Below are 18,894 nucleotides of genomic sequence, written 5' to 3' on the forward strand. Positions count from 1 at the left end.
GATGACCGCAGTGCCTGGCAATCGCCGCCGATTGCGCTGAACGCCATACAGAATTCTGCCGCAATCCGGACATGCGATCAGTCCGATTGGAGGGCGCGATTTGAACCAACGCAACCTGGGTTTGTTCGTATCTGCCGTGGCATTTGCCGGGATCGCTGCCGTAACCTCGGCGGACGCAAAGTGTCTCGCTCCGAATGGTGAGTTCGAGCTGGGTCAGTATTCCTGCCTGGCGGCAGGTTCCAATAATTATCTCGCTCGCTGCGAAACCGACCAGAACGTCTTTTCCTGGAACAAGATCGCCGATTATTGTCCGGGCGGCGCACCTAGGGTGCCGACGGCTGCTTTGGGCTCTTCATGTCGGGGAGATGGCCAGACGTTTCCAGTGGGAGGTTACGCTTGTTTGGTTTTTGCGGGGCAGGCTCATCTCGCGCGCTGCGACGTGGTGCTTAACAGTCCTTCATGGACGAAAATGCAGGAAAGTTGCTCGGCGATGCCTTCGCCGAAGGCAGCCGTAGTCCCGCCGCGCACTCCCTGGTTCAAGAAGGCGTTGGATCTTCCGCGTGGCCTGCTGAACCGCTTCTGATTCCGGCCCCGAAGAGGACACGGCTGCTTTGCTCGTTATGATCATCGCAGATGATGCTTGAACCGCCGGCTTTAGCGGAATCGACGCTCTAGTCAGCCGCATCGTCAGGCGACGATTTCCACCGGCAGGCCAGCGGCTTTCCATTCCGGCATTCCGTCCTCGAGACGGCGCGCGGAATGGCCGAGCGAGCGCAGCGACGCCACCGCTTCGAAAGACATCACGCACCAAGGGCCGCGGCAATAGGCGACGACCTCCTTGCCGGTATCGGCACCGCCGGACCACGCCTTGATTTCGCTGAGCGGCACATTGATCGCACCGGGCACATGGCCGAGCGCGAACTCGTCCGCCGGGCGGACGTCGATCAGCGTCACCAGCCCATCGCGCATCAGCGCTTGGAGCTCCCCGCGCGTGACTGGCCGCATGGCGTCGCGCGCATCGAAATAGCCGCGCACGATGCGATCGACCTCGGCAAGCCGGCGTTCGGCAACGCCGCGAATGGCGGCGAAGGCCGACAGCACGCTCTCGTCGGCCAGCGAATAATGCACGAACTTGCCGTCGCGCTCGGCCGAAACGATGCCGGCGCGGCGCAGCGCCTGCAGATGCTGGGAGATGTTGGCGATCGGCTGGCCGAGCTTGGCGGCAAGAGCCTCGACGCTGCGCGCGCCTTGCGCCAGATGCTCGATCATCTCCAGGCGCAGCGGATGGCCGAGCGCCTTGGCGACGATCGCGAACTGTTCGTAGAGCGCCTGTTTCGAATTGCGGATTGACATCGGTCCTTCCGTGACGCAGCGTCATTCAATCAAGTTATTGAATGATGGGTTCGGCCATTGCTGTCAAGCCGTGCGATCCAGCCTGGCGCGGTCCCGTTCGGAGGAAAAACCGATGATTCTCAGGCAGTTCCTGCACACCGATCCGGTCGCGGCCTCCTACCTGTTCGGCTGCGGCGGCAAGGCTTCAGCGGCGGTCGTCGACCCGGTCGGCGACATCGCGCCCTATGTCGAGGCGGCGCGCGCAACCGGCATGCGCATCCTCTATGTCGTCGACACGCATATCCACGCCGATCATATCTCGGCCGGGCGGAAGCTCGCGGAGGCGACCGGAGCCGAATACGTGCTCTTCGAGGGCGCCGAGGCGGGCTTCCCGTTCCGCCGCGTGAAGGACGGCGAGGTGCTGGAGCTCGGCAATGTTACGGCGACCGTCATGCACACGCCGGGCCACACGCCGGAGCATCTGAGCCTTCTAGTCACCGACCGAACGCGATCAGCCGAGCCCTGGTTCGTGCTGACCGGGCATACGCTGATGGTCGGCGATCTCGGCCGTACCGAGCTTGCTTCCAGCGCAGAGGACGGGGCGCGTGCGCTCTATGCCAGCGTGCGCCGGCTGAAGGAATTGCCCGACCATATCGAGGTGCTGCCGGGCGCCTATTCGGGCTCGGTCTGCGGCCGGTCGCTGAGCGGCAAACCGACCTCGACGATCGGCTTCGAGCGCCGCTTCAACAAGGCGTTCCGCATCGAGGACGAGAACCAGTTCGTCACGGCGATGACCGCCGACATCCCTCCCCCGCCGCCGGACGCTGCCCGGAACCGGGCCGCGAATGCCGGGGCGAAATCTTGAGCGCAACGGCATCGGGCGTCGCGCTCGGCCTCAAGGCCAACTGGAAGCAGTTTTCGCTGCTGGTGCTGATCAACGCCTTCGTCGGCGGCATGGTCGGGATCGAGCGGACCGTGGTGCCGCTGATCGGCTCGGAGGAGTTCGGCGTCGCATCGACCACGCTGGTCGTCTCCTTCATCGTCAGCTTCGGCGTGGTCAAGGCCTGCGCCAACCTTGTCTCCGGCCAGCTCGCCGACACATGGGGCCGCAAGCGCGTGCTGATCCTCGGCTGGCTGTTCGGCCTGCCGGTGCCGTTCATCATCATCTCAGCACCGAGCTGGGGCTGGATCGTTGCCGCCAACGCGCTTCTCGGCATCAACCAGGGGTTTGCCTGGTCGATGACAGTGATCATGAAGGTGGACCTGGTCGGGCCGAAATCGCGCGGGCTCGCCGTCGGCCTCAACGAGTTCGCCGGCTACCTCGCCGTCGGCGTTACGGCTTTCCTCACGGGCTATCTCGCGAGCCGCTACGGACTGCGTCCGGTGCCGATCTATCTCGGCGTCGGCTATGCGATCCTGGGCGCGGCGCTGTCGATCCTGCTCGTGCGCGACACGCGCGAGCATGTGCGGCTGGAGCTGGCCAACCATCCAAAACAAGCTTCGCCGCTCAGCTTCCGCGAGATCTTCATGCTGACCTCGTTCGGCGACCGCAACCTGTTCGCGGCCTCGCAGGCCGGCCTGGTCAATAACCTGAATGACGGCATGAGTTGGGGCCTGTTTCCGCTCTTCTTCGTCGCCAACGGACTGGGCGTCGAGCGGATCGGCATCCTCAAGGCGGTCTATCCGGCGGTGTGGGGCATCCTTCAGGTCGCCACCGGACCATTGAGCGACCGCTGGGGACGCAAGGGCTTGATCGTCGCCGGCATGTGGGTGCAGGCGGCAGGGCTTCTCTTGACCGCCATGACGCGCGATTTCGGCTGGTGGCTGCTGGCCAGTCTTTTGCTCGGTCTCGGCACGGCAATGGTCTATCCGAGCCTGATCGCGGCGGTATCGGACGCGTCGCACCCTTCCTGGCGGGCGCGCTCGCTCAGCGTCTATCGCTTCTGGCGCGACCTCGGCTACGCGATCGGGGCGCTGTCCGCCGGACTGATCGCCGACTTCTTCGGCTTCGTCGCGGCGATCGGGGCAATCGCCGCGCTGACCTTCCTGTCGGGCGCGGTCGTGGCGATAGCGATGCGCGAGACACCTCCGGCCTCTTTGTCTCCGGCGTCGGGCGATGGTTAACGTCGGCCCCGAACAAGGTTTCCGTTTACGATATCGTAAGCTTGTTGCTGCGAGGCATTCGCCGGCCGGCTACAATAGCGGCAGTTGAATTTCCTCGAGATCGCACATGAGCAGCCCGAACCGCATGCCGTGGGTGGATACGGCCAAAGGCCTTTCCATCCTCCTGGTGGTGATGATGTATTCGGCCTACAACACCGGTGAGTATACCGGCGGCGTCGGCTTCCTGCATTATGTCATCGGTTTTGCGACGCCCTTCCGCATGCCGGAATTCTTCCTGATCTCGGGCCTGTTCCTGTCGCAGGTGATCGACCGGCCGTGGCGGCGCTATGTCGATCGGCGCGTCGTCCACTATCTCTATTTCTACGTGCTCTGGGCGATCATCTCGATCGGGCTGAAGATCGGCATCTTCAGCGGCGATCCCGCCGGCATGTTGCACGACCTCGCGATGGCCGTCGTCCAGCCCTATGGCGTCTTGTGGTTCATCTACATGCTGGCGGTGTTCGGCATCGTCATCCGCGTGCTGCGCGAATTCAGAGTGCCGCATTGGATCGTCATCTTGGCTGCCGCCGCGCTGCAGATGTGGGCGCCGAAGCCTGACAGCTACGCGCTCGAGCAATTCGCGGCCTATTTCGTGTTCTTCTATCTCGGCTTCGTGCTGGCGCCGCTGATATTCAGGCTGGTCGAATGGACGCAAGGCCGTCCGGCGGTCGCCGTTGCGGGCCTGCTTGCGTGGGCGCTCGTCAATGGCCTGCTCGTCTATTCGCCGGGCTACGCCATGCAACCGGTCGGCATGCAGATGGGCCTGGCGGCGTGGCCGCCGCTGCATCTTGCGCTCGCCGTCGCCGGCGCGGTGGCGCTCTGCGTCGCCGGCGGCTTCCTGTCGAAATTCACTTCCATGGAATGGCTGCGGTGGCTCGGCGAGCATTCGCTGGTCGTCTATGTCGCCTTCACCATCCCGATGTCGATCTTCCGCGGCGTCATGCTGGCGAGCGGTCTTCTGACCGACACCGGCTGGCTTAGCCTCGCCGTGCTGCTCGTCTCGGTCATCAGTCCGGTGGTGCTCTATTTCATCGTCAAGCGCGTCGGCTTCGGCACCTTCCTGTTCGAGCGTCCGGCCTGGGCGCATGTCGACGGGCCGAACGCCGCCAAGGCCTCCAGCAAGCCCATGACGCGGCCGGCGCGCGAAGCGGCCTGATCGGGCCGCCCCTTCCGCCAATCTGTTACTTATCGCTATGTCCCGGACGGCGCGCGGCCTTGATCTTGCCGCTGCTCCCGCCACCGCAGAAGAAGCAGCCGCCGCCGTCGGATTCCAGCCCCGACACGCCGGAGGGCATCGCCAGTTCCTGCAGCACGTCGCCCGTGTCGGGATCGACGCGCACCAGATCGCCCTCCTCGCCCTCCCATGTGGCATGCCAGAGCTCGCCATCGACCCAGGTAACGCCGGTGACGACGCGCTTCGATTCGATCGTGCGGATCACCTTGCCCGTCTCGGGATCGATCTGATGGATCTTATGTGCCCGGTATTCGCCGACCCAGAGCGAACCCTCGGCCCAGGCCATGCCTGAATCGCCTCCATTGCCAGGGGCGGGAATGGTTGCGACGACCTTGCCGACCTTCGGGTCCACCTTGTGGATGCGATCCTCGGCAATCTGGTAGAGATACTCGCCGTCGAAGGCGGTACCGGCATGCGAGGCCACATCGATCGTGCGCACGATCTCGCCGCTGTCCGGATCGAGCGCATTCAGCTTGTCGCCACTGGCGAACCAGACATTTTCGCCGTCATAGGTAACGCCGTTGACGCGCTCGACGCCGGGGAACGGTCCGTATTCACGCAGGATCTCGGCAGCGGCTCGTTTCATCTTCGATCTCCATTCGAACAATGGCCGCAGACTAGTCGGTCGGCAGCGGACCCGGGAGTAACAACACAGTCGGGAATCCGGTCACCGGCGGCATCATCCAGCGACGCGCCCGGCCACGACCGACCCCCTGCACCTTACGCTGTGCCGACAGCTCTTCCAGCGCCCTCTGCACGGTGCGCGCGCTGGCGCCAAGCGCGATCGCCAGCGCCGAGCTCGACCAGGCCTCGCCATCAGTCAGGAAGGCGAGCACCGCGCCGTGCTCCTCCTCGACCGGCGGCGCCAGCACGACGACCTCGGCGGCGTTGAGCGGCGTCAGGGCAAAACCGGCGGCGGTCGCGTTGATTTCGGCCAAGCCGGCAAGCTCGGCGCGCAGCCGCCCCATCTCGACCCTCAGCCGCGCGCGATGCGATTCGTCGGCATGCCTGGCCCGGAAGGCGCGCTTGAGCAGCGTCTCGCGTGATGCGTCGGCCGGCCACGCCTCGGCAAGAGCGCGCGCCAGCGCGAACAGCACGGGTCTTGTAGCCAGCGACACGACCGCGTCGGCTTTGCGCACGACGTTACGGCATGCATCGATGACCAGCGTGCCAGAGTTCAGCAGCGCCTCGACCTCGTCGAGCAGCAGTTCTTTCTCCGCGCCGCGCGCGATCAGCCGGCCGACGGGCGTGTTCAGCACCAGGGATGCCGCTTCGACCTCAGCCTTCAGCGCGGGAATGTTGGCTTCGTAAGCGGCAAGCGATGCCCGGCCGAAGGCGGAGCGCGCCGCCTTTGTCCTGAGGCGCCGGACCGCGATGCCGGCCGCGGCCAGTTCATGCGCGACGCGCGCCACCGGCGGCAGCGGCGCCGGATCGAAGTCCAAGAGCAGGCGCTCCGCCTCATCGAGACGGCCGATCAGGATGAGGCGCCGCGCCTCGAGACTGCCGGCGTAGGCGGCGTTCAGCCGGTCGCCATGTGCGGCAAGCGTCGCGCGGGCGGATCGCAGAGCCTTCTCCGGCCAGCCGAGGTCGCGCGAAACCAGCGCGATCTCGGCCTCGGCGACGACGCAGCGGGCGCGCGCCACCGCTTCCCGCGGGCTGAAGGCGCGGGCGGCGTCCTTCAGCAGCGCCTTGGCCTTGGCGAAATCGCCGAGCTGCGCCATCGCGATGCCGCGCAACGCCAGCGCCGGCGCATCGTCGCGCAGCGCGACGCGCTTCAGGGCGCCGAGGGGATCGCCCGCGGCAAGCGCGCGGCCGGCGGCATTGATCAGCGAGTCCATGCCGTCGCCTCAAGGCCCGCCGCAGCAAATCGCGTCACACTTGTAACTCTCACCATCGCAGCATGCGGCCCTATGTCTGTCCTCGTCACCCCCAACCAAACCCAAGAACGGGACAAGAGCAATGACCCAACACATGAAGACACCACCGGTCGTTTCGCAGGAAGCGTGGGAAGGCGCCTATGAAGAGATGCTGGTGAAGGAAAAGGCGATGACCCGCGCCCGCGATGCCTTGGCCGCCGAACGACGCCGCATGCCGTGGATGGAAGTGAAGAAGGACTATGTGTTCGAAGGTCCGAACGGCAAGGTGAGCCTGCTCGACATGTTCGAAGGCCGCCGCCAGCTCGTCATCTACCGCGCCTTCTTCGAGCCGGGCGTCTATGGCTGGCCCGAACATGCCTGCCGCGGCTGCTCGCTCGGCGCAGACCAGGTCGGCAACCTCGCCCACCTCAACGCCCGCGACACCACGCTTGCCTATGCCTCGCGCGCACCGCAGGCCGACATCCAGCGGCTGACGGAGCGGATGGACTGGAAGATGCCCTGGTACACCATCACCGACAGCTGGGATAAGGATTTCGGCGTCGACGAATGGCACGGCCACAACGTCTTCATCCATGACGGCAAGCGCATCTTCCGCACCTACTTCGTCAACAACCGTGGCGACGAGGCGTTCGGCACCGTCTGGAGCTATCTCGACGTCACGCCGCTCGGCCGCCAGGAGGTGTGGGAGGATTCGCCCGAGGGCTATCCGCAGACCCAGACCTACAAGTGGTGGAACTGGCACGACAATTACGAAGAAGGTGCCGCCCCCGACCAGAGATGGGTCGAGGTGTCGGATGCCGGCGAAGCGGCGTTCCGCAACAAGAGCGCCTGAGTGCGAAGCGACTCCGGCGGCGCAACCCGCGCCGCCGGAGCCGATCCTGCTTCGCCCTTGTGTCCATGGGCAGGAAACCCAACCGCTTCAAAAGGTGGCTATCATGAGCATCGACTCCCCTCGCCCGACCAACCTGAGCGGCTTCGGCCTCGCTGACTGGCTTTGCCTCGCCGCGGCGCCGACCTTCGCAGCGATGGCGCTGCTGACGGCCGCCTATGGCGGCCATGACATGACCTGCATGTCGGGCCCGGAAGCTACCGTGCTCACTGGCATGGCGCCGATGTATCTCCTGATGGCGGCTTTCCATCTTGCGCCGTGGCTGCGGCTGATGGCGAGGCAGGCGTGAAATCTCCGTTGATGGCCTGATGGCCCTGAGAAATTGAAGGTTCGACTGCCGCCTCCTCTCCAGGTCTTGACGAAAACAGGCGCGCCTGTTTGAGACTCCGGAGCGAATGGAGACATTTGCTCCATGGAGAGATGAGCAAGCGGTGGGCAGGCTTTGAAGCGCGTTTTTCGATTGCTTGCCGCGGCGATCCTGGCGTCCGGCTTGGCCGGGTGCACCAGCATTTCCTATTATGCGCAATCGTTGGAGGGCCATGTCGAGATCATGGCGGCGCGCAAGAATGTCGCGAAGCTGATCCGCGACCCCTCGACGCCGGAACCACTGCGCGCCAAGCTGACGTCGGCCAGCGCCATACGCCGCTTTGCCACGGAAGAACTGGCGTTGCCCAACAACAGCAGCTACCGCAGTTATGTCGATGTCGGCCGAAACGATGTGACCCTGGCGGTCTTCGCCGCGCCGCAATTCTCGCTCGCGCCGGTAACATGGTGCTTTCCGGTCTTCGGCTGCGTTCCCTACAAGGGCTATTTCTCGCGCAAGGACGCGCTCGAAAATGCCGCTGCACTGCAGCGGCAAGGGCTGGACGTCTATGTGACGGGCATCACGGCGTACTCCACGCTGGGCTGGTTCAGCGATCCGCTGCTCAGCACCATGCTGCGCCAGAACGACACCTACCTCGCAAGCCTTATCTTCCACGAGCTGGCGCATCAGAAAATCTACGTGAACGGCGACTCCGCGTTCAACGAGGCTTTCGCAGTTTCCGTCGAAACCACCGGTACGAGGAAATGGCTGCGCGCCACCGGCAATCGCGCCGGATTGCGCAGCTACGAAGCCGATCGCAAGCGCAAGGCGGATTTTCTCGGGCTGATATCGAAAACCCGGGACGAGTTGCGACAGGTCTATGGAAGTCCCCGCACCCCGGAGCAGATGGCCGCCGCCAAGGCAGCCACGATCGACAGGCTGAGGATGCGCTATCGGCAAATGCGCGACAAGCGATGGGCCGGATATCGCGGATACGACGCCTGGTTCGATAGCCCCATCAACAACGCGAAGCTTGCCGCGACCGCTGTCTATGGCGAAGACGTTCCAGCGTTCCTCCGCTTGTTCGACTTATGCTCCGGCGACTATCCGAGATTCTACGCTGCTGTCCGACGGATCGGAAATCTGCCCGCAGCTTCCCGCGCCGAAGCGCTCAAGGCCGCGGCTGCGTGTAACTGATCATGTAAGGAATTCCGGGGGCCGCGCGGACAATGTTGGACAACTATGAGCTGGACGGGTTCGGCGTCATCCACCAGATCGACTTCACGCCGATCAAATACGACAAGAAATACATCTCCTATTACGAGGACCTGAGCGACCGGACCATCAAGCTCGGCTATCAGCGGCTTGGCTGGGTGCTTGGCATCACCGGCGAGATTCCCCGCTCCGTGCTGGAGATCGGATATGGCACGGGCACGTTCATCGAAGCCGCCAAGATAACCGGCGTCGCCGATTGCGCCGGCTGCGATATCGCGGAATTTCCCCTGCCCAAGGGTGTCCGCTTCGTCGATTGGGATGAGGCGCTCGCCGGCACGTGGGACCTCGTCGCCATGTTCGACGTGCTCGAGCACATCCCCGATCTCAGTTTCCTGTCCCGCCTTCAGACCCGCCACCTGGCCGTCGCCGTCCCTTATTGCCGCTGGCGCGAGCTCGGCACCGACGGCGACGCGTGGTTCGCCAAGTGGCGCATGCGCTTGCCCAACGAGCATCTGCACCATTTCGACCGCGACTCGCTGGTGGCGCTGCTCGCGCACAACGGGTTCGAATGCGTGACGCTGAACTGCTTCGAGGATGGGATCAGGCTGCGGCCCGGCGAAGCGGGTCCGAACATCCTGTCGGGCTTCTTCAGGAAGCTTTAAAAGCATGTCTCCCGAAAGTGGGAACCGGTTTCGGGATAAGGACATGCGTAAGATCAAAAAACCTAAAGCGCATGGAGCGAATCTGAAAGATCGCGACGCGCTTTAGGCTGCCGCCAATGGCGGACTATTCTGCCCAGGCGATCTCGCCCAGGTGGCGACGGACCCAGTTCATCTCTTCTGAAGCCGTGCGTCCGAAATGCCGCTTGAAGTCGCGGCTGAACTGAGCCGCGCTCGCATAACCAACCGAAGCCGCGACCTGAGCGATCGTGCCCTTGCGTGCGATCATCAGTCTTGCCTCGTGGAGCCGCATGGCTTTCACGTACTGCATCGGGCTGCTTCCGGTCATCTCCTTGAAATGAACGTGGTAGGAAGGCACGCTCATGCCAGCGTCTCTCGCCAGATCGGCTACCGAGATTTCAGAGCCATAGTTTTCCCGCAGCCATGCGAGGCTCCGCACGATGCTGCCCGACCTGCCGCTTTGCTGCAGGGCCGCGATCATGGCGCCGCCTTGCGGGCCGATCAGCACCCGGTAATGCAGCTCGCGCAGAAGGCTTGAGCCAAGGACGACGATTTCGGCAGGGTTGCGAAGCGCCTTCAGCAGGCGAAGCAGGATATCCTCGATGTCGGCCCCCATCCTGCTCGATACGAGACTTCGCGGCCTGTCGTTTTCCATTGCGGAATGCCTCTCCAGTTGCGCGGCAATCTCGGCCGCCAGCCGCATGTCGAACTCGACATAGACTGCAAGCAGCGGGCGATCGGGGCTGGCCGTCGACTCCATTCGAAACGGAACAGGCACCGACACCGCCAGATAATGCTCTTCATCGTAGAGATAGACTTCCCGCTCGAGGATGCCCCGCTTGCTTCCCTGCAGGACGAACACCGCGCCCGGTTCATAAAGCACCGGGACGTCATGGAGCACTGCCTCCGTCCGGAGCACCCGCACGCTCCCGAGCGCGGTCGCGTTGTACCCATTGCGTTCGGCGAGAGCTCCGGCCAGCTCGACCAGTTCCCGTCTTCGTCCAACGTCCGTTCCAATAGGATTTGGCAAGCCATTCATAGAAATCGCAATCGAAGATGCCACCGCTCCATACTATTTGCCAAGGCGCCATCCATCAATGAAGGACCGCAAACCATGGCAAGAAAGACCTTCTTCATCACCGGCGCCAATTCCGGCTTTGGCCTCGCCATCGCTTCCGCCGCCATACAGATGGGCCACACGGTCATCGGCACCGTTCGGTCCGAGGCGTCACGCGCGGCACTTGCCAGAACCCTTCCCGCGATCCGGACGGTCATCTGCGATGTGACGGAGTTCGACCGCGTGCCGCACATCATCGCACAGGCGGAGGAAGAGCATGGGCCCGTCGACGTCCTGATCAACAATGCCGGCTATGGCCATGAAGGCGTGCTCGAAGAGTCGCCGCTCGAAGAGATGCGGCGCCAGTTCGACGTGAACGTCTTCGGCGCCGTGGCTGTCGCCAAGGCGTTTCTTCCCAGGTTCCGCGAGCGACGCCGCGGATTCATCGTCAATGTCACCTCGATGGGCGGCATGATTACCATGCCGGGCATCGCCTACTACTGCGGCAGCAAGTTCGCGCTCCAGGGCATTTCGGAAGTGATGCGTTCGGAAATGGCCCCGTTCGGCGTTCGCGTGACTGCCGTCTGCCCGGGCTCCTTCCGGACGGACTGGGCGGGACGCTCCATGGTCCGGACCGAAAGGTCCATCGAGGATTACGATGCGCTGTTTGATCCGATCCGGGAGGCCCGGCAGGCGAAAAGCGGCAAGCAGCTTGGCGATCCCGAGAAGCTCGCGACGGCCGTGTTGGCTTTGGTGGAATCCGAAACCCCACCCCCGCAGCTCCTGCTTGGCAGCGACGCCCTCAAGCTCGTGTCCGAGCGCATCCAGCGCCTGCAGCAAGAGATCGAAGCCTGGAGGACCGTAACCGTCTCGACCGACGGCTGACGGCGCAACGACAACGGCCAAACGCGGCCAGGCAGTGACATCCCACCACGGCACGGCCCTAAGGCGCCAATGCGCCAAGCGCTGAGAGCTTCATGGACCGTGCGTAGCCTTGCATCATGGCCGACAGCGCGCCGGCCTCCGCCGGATCCGCTCGATTCTTGCTTGTTTTCACAAATGAAACCGGTTACATTTGCTGTTAGTCGCATGACGCGGCTTTGTCGGGAGGATTTGGAATGAACGCATTCAAAGCGTGCGCACTGGGATTTGCGATGGCCATCGCAATCATGAAGCCGGCACGAGCGCAGGAAGAACTGCTTGTCTGGGTGGCCGGTGAACCCGGCTCGACAAACGTCTATGACAAGCTGGCCGCCGCATATTCCGCGAAGCACCCGGACGTCAAAGTCAATGTCGTCAAGAACAGCTCGGACCTGTTCAATCCGGCACTCGTGCCCGCGCTGTCATCGGGAGAAGGACCTGACCTGTTCACCTTCGGCACCGGTCCCGGTCAACCGGCGGCCTTGATCCAGGGCGGTCTGGTCGCCGACTTGACGCCCTACTACAAAAAATACGGTTGGGAAAAGTTCATCTCGAAGGCGGTTGAAAATGTGACGTCTTCGAGCGGAAAGCTATGGGCGGTCGGCAACGAAGTCGAATCCACCGGCATGTTCTACAATAAGGAAGCCTTTTCGAAGGCCGGTATCGAGATCCCTACGACATGGTCGGAGCTCGAAGCGGCCATAAAGAAGCTGAAGGACGCCGGCTACGAAACCCCAATCGGGTTGGGCGGAGCCGACAAGTGGCCGATTTCCCATATCCAGTCGATGCTTTTCGGCAGATATGCCGGCCCGGACGGTCTTGATAAAGTCATGTTCGGGAACGGATCCTGGACGGACGAGCCATTCCTGAAAGCGACCGAGAAGCTGCAGCAAATGGCCAAGGACGGCTTCTTCGGCCCTTATCCGGTCGGCACCGGGCAAGCAGAGACCATGGATGCCTTCTGGGCCGGCAAGATACCGATGGTCTACACCGGAACGTTCGTCATTTCGCAGGGCGTCCAAACCGCGGGCGACCGCATCAAAGACTTTGGCGTGTTCCAGATGCCGCCGCTGGAGGCGAACCAAAAGGTCTATCCGACGGAGGCGATCGGGTCGGGCTGGTACATCCGCAAGACCTCCACGAAGCAAGATGCCGCGGCGGATTTCCTGAACTACATGTTCTTTAGCCAGGAGGGGCGCGTCACGCTGCTGAACGAAGGAACGGTGCCGGTCGGCCCTCTCGAGGCCGAGTTGAAGGAGGCGAAGATCCCGTCCCTCCTCCAGGACATGAACAACAGCATCAACCAGGTGCGCGCGAATGGGACGGTACCCGCCTATCTCGACACGGTAATGCCGGCGAACCTGACCACCGTCACCTATGATGGGCTGCAGGCGCTCCTTCTCGACTCGATGACACCCGACCAGTTCGTCCAGTCCATCGAGAAGGAATGGGAAACGGCCAAGAAGGCCGGAACCATCCTCGCGCCGGGTGGCATCGCGAAATAGGCGACAAAGCGGCTGCTTCCCCCGCCGATACGAGCGGGGGAAGCCACAGTCTTCAAAGGACAACTCAAATGACTGCTTCGGCCATGACCCTGGCGGAAGGCGGGCGGCGATCCGATTGGTTGACCCCCACGACCTTTCTGCTGCCGGCCTGCGTGCTGTACCTCGTCTTCTCGTTCCTGCCCACGCTGTCGGTCGTCCGGTTCTCGTTTACCGACTGGGACGGCATCAGCCCCGTCAAGACGTGGGTCGGCCTGCGGAACTATATCCAGCTCTTTTTCGATCCAATCTTCCTGGAGGCCTTCTGGAACACCTGTTGGTGGGCCGCGATCATCGTTGTGATCAATGTCGGCCTGGGGCTGATACTTGCAACCTTGCTTTCGCGCGTGGCCCGCGGCCGAGCGCTCCTGCAAACCGCCATCACGGTGCCGATCGTGCTCGCGCCTGTCACGGTGGCGGTCATCTGGCGATGGATGTACCAGCCCTACGGCGTCATCAATGAGGTGCTTCGGGATCTCGGATTCAGTTTCCTGGCCCATCCATGGCTGGGCGTGCCCTCTCTCGTCCTTCCAGCGCTCGCCATCGCACATTGCTGGTCCAGCATAGGGCTGAGCGTGATGATCTTCATGGCGGGGCTGCAGGCCGTCGACGAGGACCTCTACGACGCCGCGCGCATCGACGGCGCGAACAGATACCAGCTCTTTCGCTATGTCACGCTGCCGGCTCTGAAGCCGATCACTGCCGTGGTTTTTATCCTCACGCTCACCCACGCATTCAAATCGTTCGACCTGATCTGGTCGACGACGCAAGGCGGCCCGATCCGGTCCAGCGAGATCCTGGCGACCTACATGTACAAGCGCGGCGCGCTGCAGAACGAATACGGCTATGGCTCCGCGATCAGCGTGGCGCTTCTCGTGATCGTCACCCTTATCACCGCGATCTACCTCAATTTCCAAGAGCGTCGGGAGCGCTGAGATGCCTCTGCTCGTCCTGGTATTTCTCATCGCATTCGCTGTGCTGATGACCTTGCCGTCGGTTCTCACCCTCCTTGCGTCGATCAAGCCGGCAACCGAGCAGGGTGAAGCTGCCTGGCTTCCGCCAGCCCATCCGACATTCGAGAATTTCATTCGCGTTTGGACGGACGGAGGGTTCAGCCGGTACTTCATAAACACGGCGCTGATCTCGATCGTCGATGCCGCCATCATGATCGCGCTCGCCTCGATGGTGGCATACGCGCTTCACTTTCTGCGCCTCAAGTTCAAGACCGCCCTCAGCCTCTGGTTTTTGCTGGGAATGATGGTGCCGGCCGCCGCGATCGTGCTGCCGCTCTACACCACGGTGCGGACATTCGGGCTCATAAACACGCATCTGGGCGTCATCCTTTCGGACGTCGCGCTCGCCCTGCCCGTCTTCGTGTTCCTCTTCGAGTCATACTTCAAGAAAATCCCGATGGCGCTCCACGAAGCCGCCAGGGTCGACGGCGCGAGCGAGTGGCAAATCTATCGGCGCATCATAATGCCGGCCTCGGTTCCCGTCGTGATCACCACTGCTCTTCTCGAATTCGTGTGGAGCTGGAACGATCTGCTCCTGCGCCTGCTGCTTCTGCCGCAAGATTCCAAAAGAACGCTCGCGGTGGGCCTGTTGTTTTTCCAGGGCTCACAGACCCGGGACATTTCCGGCCTGTCGGCCGGAACCGTGATCATGGCGCTCCCGGTGGTGGCTCTCTTTCTCATCTTTCAGGGCCACTTCGTCAGAGGCATGACCCAAGGCGCAGTCAAATAGGAAACAATTGTGAAACCAATTCTTGTGCTCGACCAATATTGGCGCAAACTCGAGGAACTATTCTCCGCATCCGACTATCGCCGGCTCGAAAGCGCCTGCAATATTATTGGCGGCACCAACTGGTCGATGCCCCAGGAAACGTTGGACGCCAATCTTGAAACCATGAGGTTCCTGGTCGCCTCGCGTCCGATGATGGATCGGCAACGCCTGGCGCAGGCGACGAACCTGCAAGCGATCATCGAGGTCTCGGGCAATTTTCCGCCCAGCGTCGACTATCAGGCTTGCTTCGAAAGGGGAGTGTCCGTTCTGAGCTGCGCGCCGGGTTTCCGCAATTCAGTGGCTGAGATGGCGTTGGGAATGATGATTGCCGGCGGTCGAGGCATGGTCGAGGAACATCTCGCGTTCCAGGCCGGATATGAGCATTGGCTGGACGACAATCCGACGACCGATTTTTCGCTCTATGATCAGACGGTTGGTTTCGTGGGATACGGTTCCATCGCCCGCGAGCTGACCCGTCTGCTTCAGCCCTTTTCGCCGAGGATCGCAGCCTTCGACCCTTGGCTCAAGGCTGAGAACGTTACGATTCCGGGCGTCGAGCTCATGAGCCTGGATGAACTTATCGAGCACAGCCGTTGCGTCGTCATAGCCGCGACGCCGACCGACCAAAACCGAGGTTTGGTCGATGAGACGGCAATCCGCAGGATGAAACGAGGAACGCTGGTGGTGCTTATCAGCCGCGCGCACCTTGTGGATTTCGACGCGCTGATGAAGGCGGCCCGCGACAGGCACATACGTGTCGCCATCGACGTCTTTCCAAGCGAGCCTGTTTCCCTCGACGACCCTGTCCGGTCCCTGCCCAACTCGATCCTGTCCCCGCACCGGGCGGCGGCAGTGGAAGGAGGACGGCACCTCATCGGACGGATGATCGCCGACGACATTTCGGAAATGATTGCAGGCAGGGAACCACGGCAACTGCAAAAAGCGCGCCCGGGCTATGTCGAGCATATCGTCGCCGTGCGCAAAGGACATTAGGAGAGGTCAGATGGCCGCCCTCGAACTCAAGAATATCATGAAGACGTTTGGCCCGAACCAGGTCATACACGGCATCAACCTATCGATCGCGGATGGAGAGTTCGTCGTTTTTGTCGGGCCCTCAGGGTGCGGAAAATCGACTCTCCTGCGCATGATCGCCGGACTGGAAGAAATCAGCGGGGGGCAACTGTCGATCGGAGGCAGGGTTGCCAACGGGCTTTCGCCGAAAGAGCGCAACATCGCCATGGTGTTCCAGTCCTATGCGCTCTATCCGCAAATGACCGTCGCGGAAAATATGGCGTTCAGCCTGATGCTCGAGAAGCGCCCCAAGACGGAAATCAAGACCAAGGTCGAGGCGGCGGCCTCAACCCTGAAGCTGACCGAATTGCTGGATCGCCGCCCATCCCAACTCTCGGGCGGACAACGCCAGCGCGTGGCGATCGGCCGGGCGATCGTACGAAATCCGCAGGTGTTTCTCCTTGACGAGCCGCTCTCAAATCTTGATGCCGCACTGCGCTCCGAGACAAGGGTGGAACTGAGCGAGCTGCATCATCGGCTGGGAACCACGATGGTGTACGTCACTCACGATCAGGTCGAGGCAATGACGATGGCGGACAAGATCGTGGTCCTCAATGGCGGCAGGATCGAGCAGGTGGGAACTCCAATGGAGCTCTACAATTGCCCGCTCAATACATTTGTCGCGGGTTTTATCGGCTCACCGAAGATGAACTTCATAAAAGGAGCTTGGGCGGCGCAGAATGGCGCTCATGTCGTCGGCATTCGTCCGGAACATGTGGCCGCCGCCGGAGACGATCGGCTATGGACAGGCACGGTTTCCCTGGTCGAGCGTTTGGGCAGCAACACGATCATGCACGTTCGGGTGCCGGAGGTCGGCTCGCTGATTGCAAATTTGGACGGCCAAAGAGAGTATGCCGTCGGCGAGGCGGTTGGCCTCAAGCCGGACCGGAAGCATCTCCATCTGTTCGACGAAACCGGCAAGACGATCGACAGGAACAACAAAATGAGCGCGGCTTGATTGAAACCGAGAACAAACGCCCGACTCTTCGCGACATCGCGCGGCTTGCAAACGTTTCCCTGGCGACCGTGTCTCGTGCCTTTGCGAAGCCGGACGACGTCAGCCCGCAAACGCGAGACCGGATAATCGCGGTCGCGAATGACGTCGGCTACCAATTCAACCAATTGGCCGTCGACTTTCGCAGGGGCTCGACACGGACGATCGTGGTCCTGGTCTCGAATATCAGCAACGCGTTCTTTGCCGACTTCTTCAAAGGTGCCGAAGAGGAGGCCCGCGCCAACGACTACATCGTGCTCATGGGCGATACCGAAGGCGGTCCGCGGTCCGCGGACAAATATTTCGACATGATACGCCGAGGGCGTGCGGACGGGCTGATCCTGAACGTCGGCTATTATGAGAACGTGGCTTCGGCCATCGGGTTGAAGCTCGTCAGTTGCAACCCGTTCCCGGAAGCGGACCTTCCGCTGGTTACGATCGACTTTGCAAAAGGAGGCGGCCTCGCGGCCGAATGCCTTCTGGCACATGGTCATCGACGTATCGCGCAGGTTTGCGGTCCGCTCGGGGCCAGCGGCATCGCCCAACGTCATAAAGGTTTCAACGACGCATTGAAGGCTGCCGGCGTCACCGCCGACGACAGCCTCATTCTCAGCGACAATTTGTCGATGGAGTACGGGATGAGAGCCGCGTTGGCGATTATCGGGATGGATCCCATGCCGACCGCGGTCTTCGCGCACAACGACGAAGTCGCGCTAGGAGTGCTCCACGGCCTTGCCAAGAGCGGTGTCCAAGTGCCCAAAACCATATCAGTCGTCGGCTTCGACGACATGCAGTACTCAGCCGCGGTGACACCCTCGCTTACCACCGTGAGGCTGCCGCGCCGCGCCTGGGGGCGTTCCGCGTGCCGTGCGCTCCTGAACATCATCGAGAACGGCGAGGCACAGCCGACCCAGACGATAATCGAGCCGGAGCTCATTGTCCGCGATAGCGTGGCACACGCACCGTGAATCCAACAGTGGGAAGATCATCGAGGCCTTCCCCGCCCATCCATCGCAAAATTCCAGGAGAGCCAATATGCCGATCCGTGCCGTCGTGTGGGGCGAAAATATCCACGAGAACACCAATGAAGTCGTTCGCGGGATATATCCCGAAGGCATGCATGCAACCATCGCCGGGGCGCTGAACAGCGATCCGGGGATCGAGGCGACCACCGCCACCTTGCAGGAAGCCGAGCATGGTCTGCCGCAGTCGCGCCTCGATGAGACCGACGTGCTGTTGTGGTGGGGCCACAGAGCCCATGGCGAGGTAGCGGATGAGGTTGTCGAACGTGTCGCGAAACGCGTCTGGGAGGGCATGGGTCTGATCGTCCTGCATTCCGCGCATTTCTCGAAGATATTCAAACGTTTGATGGGCACCCCCTGCTCGCTCAAGTGGCGCGAGGCGGGCGAACGCGAGCGCCTGTGGGTCATCAGCCCACGACATCCGATCGCTGCCGGCCTCGACGAGAATTTCGTTCTCGAAAACGAGGAGATGTATGGCGAACAGTTTTCGGTGCCGGAGCCGCTCGAAACGGTCTTCATCTCCTGGTTTCAAGGAGGCGAAGTGTTCCGTTCCGGCATGACCTGGCGGCGCGGCGCGGGCAATATCTTCTATTTCCGTCCAGGCCACGAGACCTATCCGACCTATCATGACGCCAATGTCAGGCGGGTGCTTGTCAATGCTGTCAAATGGGCTCGAAACCCGGCAGGCGCGCTGACACGCATCCATGAGGCCCCAAATGTGCCGGTGGAAAAGGCTCTGGAACCGATCCAGGAACGCGGCCCAAAACTGCATCGCGCCGACGAGGCCGGTTATCGCTAGAGTCCGGCCCTGT

20 protein-coding genes are annotated in these 18,894 nt (G+C 62.4%); 16 read left to right on the forward strand and 4 right to left on the reverse strand.

From position 1 onward, the window contains the following. Nucleotides 1–100 precede the first annotated feature (100 nt). Complete coding sequence (locus RFM41_RS29495; protein ID WP_320252793.1) at nt 101–583, forward strand: hypothetical protein; 483 nt, start codon at nt 101–103, stop codon at nt 581–583. A gap of 104 nt (nt 584–687) precedes the next feature. Here the strand turns inward: RFM41_RS29495 and RFM41_RS29500 are convergent, their stop codons facing one another. Next, nucleotides 688–1,353, reverse strand: a complete 666-nt coding sequence (locus RFM41_RS29500; protein ID WP_320252794.1) for an ArsR/SmtB family transcription factor — start codon at nt 1,351–1,353, stop codon at nt 688–690. A 112-nt stretch (nt 1,354–1,465) separates the two neighbouring features. On the opposite strand from RFM41_RS29500, the gene RFM41_RS29505 reads away from it, so the two are divergent. The 3 genes from RFM41_RS29505 (at nt 1,466) to RFM41_RS29515 (ending at nt 4,651) form a co-directional block, all read left to right on the forward strand. Further along, nucleotides 1,466–2,197: an MBL fold metallo-hydrolase gene (locus RFM41_RS29505; RefSeq protein WP_320252795.1), complete on the forward strand. Its 732-nt coding sequence runs from the start codon at nt 1,466–1,468 to the stop codon at nt 2,195–2,197. Beyond that, nucleotides 2,194–3,456, forward strand: coding sequence for an MFS transporter (locus RFM41_RS29510; protein ID WP_320252796.1), 1,263 nt, complete (start codon nt 2,194–2,196; stop codon nt 3,454–3,456). Before RFM41_RS29505 ends, RFM41_RS29510 begins: the two co-directional genes overlap by 4 nt. 106 nt (nt 3,457–3,562) lie before the next feature. Continuing rightward, nucleotides 3,563–4,651, forward strand: a complete 1,089-nt coding sequence (locus RFM41_RS29515; RefSeq protein WP_320252797.1) for an acyltransferase family protein — start codon at nt 3,563–3,565, stop codon at nt 4,649–4,651. A 25-nt stretch (nt 4,652–4,676) separates the two neighbouring features. On the opposite strand, the gene RFM41_RS29520 is transcribed toward RFM41_RS29515, so the two are convergent. Together RFM41_RS29520 and RFM41_RS29525 are read right to left on the reverse strand one after the other, a co-directional pair. Next, entirely contained in the window at nt 4,677–5,315 is a 639-nt protein-coding gene (locus RFM41_RS29520; RefSeq protein WP_320252798.1) for a Vgb family protein, read from the reverse strand. Between the two features lie 31 nt (nt 5,316–5,346). Then, nucleotides 5,347–6,567, reverse strand: a complete 1,221-nt coding sequence (locus RFM41_RS29525) for a helix-turn-helix domain-containing protein (protein WP_320252799.1) — start codon at nt 6,565–6,567, stop codon at nt 5,347–5,349. Nucleotides 6,568–6,688: 121 nt separating this feature from the next. Between RFM41_RS29525 and RFM41_RS29530 the strand changes: the two genes are divergently transcribed. The 4 genes from RFM41_RS29530 (at nt 6,689) to RFM41_RS29545 (ending at nt 9,676) form a co-directional block, all read left to right on the forward strand. Further along, nucleotides 6,689–7,438, forward strand: a complete 750-nt coding sequence (locus RFM41_RS29530) for a DUF899 domain-containing protein (RefSeq protein ID WP_320252800.1) — start codon at nt 6,689–6,691, stop codon at nt 7,436–7,438. 103 nt (nt 7,439–7,541) lie between these two features. Continuing rightward, nucleotides 7,542–7,784, forward strand: coding sequence for a hypothetical protein (locus tag RFM41_RS29535; protein WP_430691571.1), 243 nt, complete (start codon nt 7,542–7,544; stop codon nt 7,782–7,784). Between the two features lie 153 nt (nt 7,785–7,937). Beyond that, on the forward strand, nt 7,938–8,996 hold the full coding sequence (locus RFM41_RS29540; protein ID WP_320252801.1) for an aminopeptidase: 1,059 nt from the start codon (nt 7,938–7,940) through the stop codon (nt 8,994–8,996). Nucleotides 8,997–9,028: 32 nt separating this feature from the next. After that, entirely contained in the window at nt 9,029–9,676 is a 648-nt protein-coding gene (locus RFM41_RS29545; protein WP_320252802.1) for a class I SAM-dependent methyltransferase, read from the forward strand. A gap of 124 nt (nt 9,677–9,800) precedes the next feature. Here RFM41_RS29545 and RFM41_RS29550 read toward each other — a convergent pair whose 3' ends face one another. Continuing rightward, nucleotides 9,801–10,733: an AraC family transcriptional regulator gene (locus RFM41_RS29550; RefSeq protein WP_320252888.1), complete on the reverse strand. Its 933-nt coding sequence runs from the start codon at nt 10,731–10,733 to the stop codon at nt 9,801–9,803. A gap of 75 nt (nt 10,734–10,808) precedes the next feature. Between RFM41_RS29550 and RFM41_RS29555 the strand changes: the two genes are divergently transcribed. From RFM41_RS29555 to RFM41_RS29590, 8 genes are all read left to right on the forward strand, one after another. Then, complete coding sequence (locus tag RFM41_RS29555) at nt 10,809–11,636, forward strand: oxidoreductase (RefSeq protein ID WP_320252803.1); 828 nt, start codon at nt 10,809–10,811, stop codon at nt 11,634–11,636. Between the two features lie 233 nt (nt 11,637–11,869). Beyond that, nucleotides 11,870–13,177 carry an ABC transporter substrate-binding protein gene (locus tag RFM41_RS29560; protein ID WP_320252805.1) on the forward strand — a complete coding sequence of 436 codons (1,308 nt, stop codon included), beginning with the start codon at nt 11,870–11,872 and terminating at the stop codon, nt 13,175–13,177. A gap of 68 nt (nt 13,178–13,245) precedes the next feature. Then, nucleotides 13,246–14,148 (forward strand): carbohydrate ABC transporter permease, encoded by a 903-nt coding sequence (locus tag RFM41_RS29565; protein WP_320252807.1) that lies wholly within the window; start codon nt 13,246–13,248, stop codon nt 14,146–14,148. A 1-nt stretch (nt 14,149) separates the two neighbouring features. Next, nucleotides 14,150–14,956, forward strand: coding sequence for a carbohydrate ABC transporter permease (locus tag RFM41_RS29570; protein WP_320252808.1), 807 nt, complete (start codon nt 14,150–14,152; stop codon nt 14,954–14,956). A gap of 9 nt (nt 14,957–14,965) precedes the next feature. Next, nucleotides 14,966–15,988 carry an NAD(P)-dependent oxidoreductase gene (locus tag RFM41_RS29575; RefSeq protein ID WP_320252809.1) on the forward strand — a complete coding sequence of 341 codons (1,023 nt, stop codon included), beginning with the start codon at nt 14,966–14,968 and terminating at the stop codon, nt 15,986–15,988. A 10-nt stretch (nt 15,989–15,998) separates the two neighbouring features. Next, complete coding sequence (locus RFM41_RS29580) at nt 15,999–17,024, forward strand: ABC transporter ATP-binding protein (protein WP_320252810.1); 1,026 nt, start codon at nt 15,999–16,001, stop codon at nt 17,022–17,024. Continuing rightward, on the forward strand, nt 17,021–18,028 hold the full coding sequence (locus RFM41_RS29585; protein WP_320252811.1) for a LacI family DNA-binding transcriptional regulator: 1,008 nt from the start codon (nt 17,021–17,023) through the stop codon (nt 18,026–18,028). Before RFM41_RS29580 ends, RFM41_RS29585 begins: the two co-directional genes overlap by 4 nt. A gap of 67 nt (nt 18,029–18,095) precedes the next feature. Then, a complete protein-coding gene (locus RFM41_RS29590) occupies nt 18,096–18,881 on the forward strand; it encodes a ThuA domain-containing protein (protein ID WP_320252812.1) in 786 nt (261 codons plus the stop codon). Nucleotides 18,882–18,894 lie beyond the last annotated feature (13 nt).

The sequence above is a fragment of the Mesorhizobium vachelliae genome, from assembly GCF_033977325.1.
In the GTDB taxonomy this organism is placed as follows: Bacteria; Pseudomonadota; Alphaproteobacteria; order Rhizobiales; family Rhizobiaceae; genus Mesorhizobium; species Mesorhizobium vachelliae.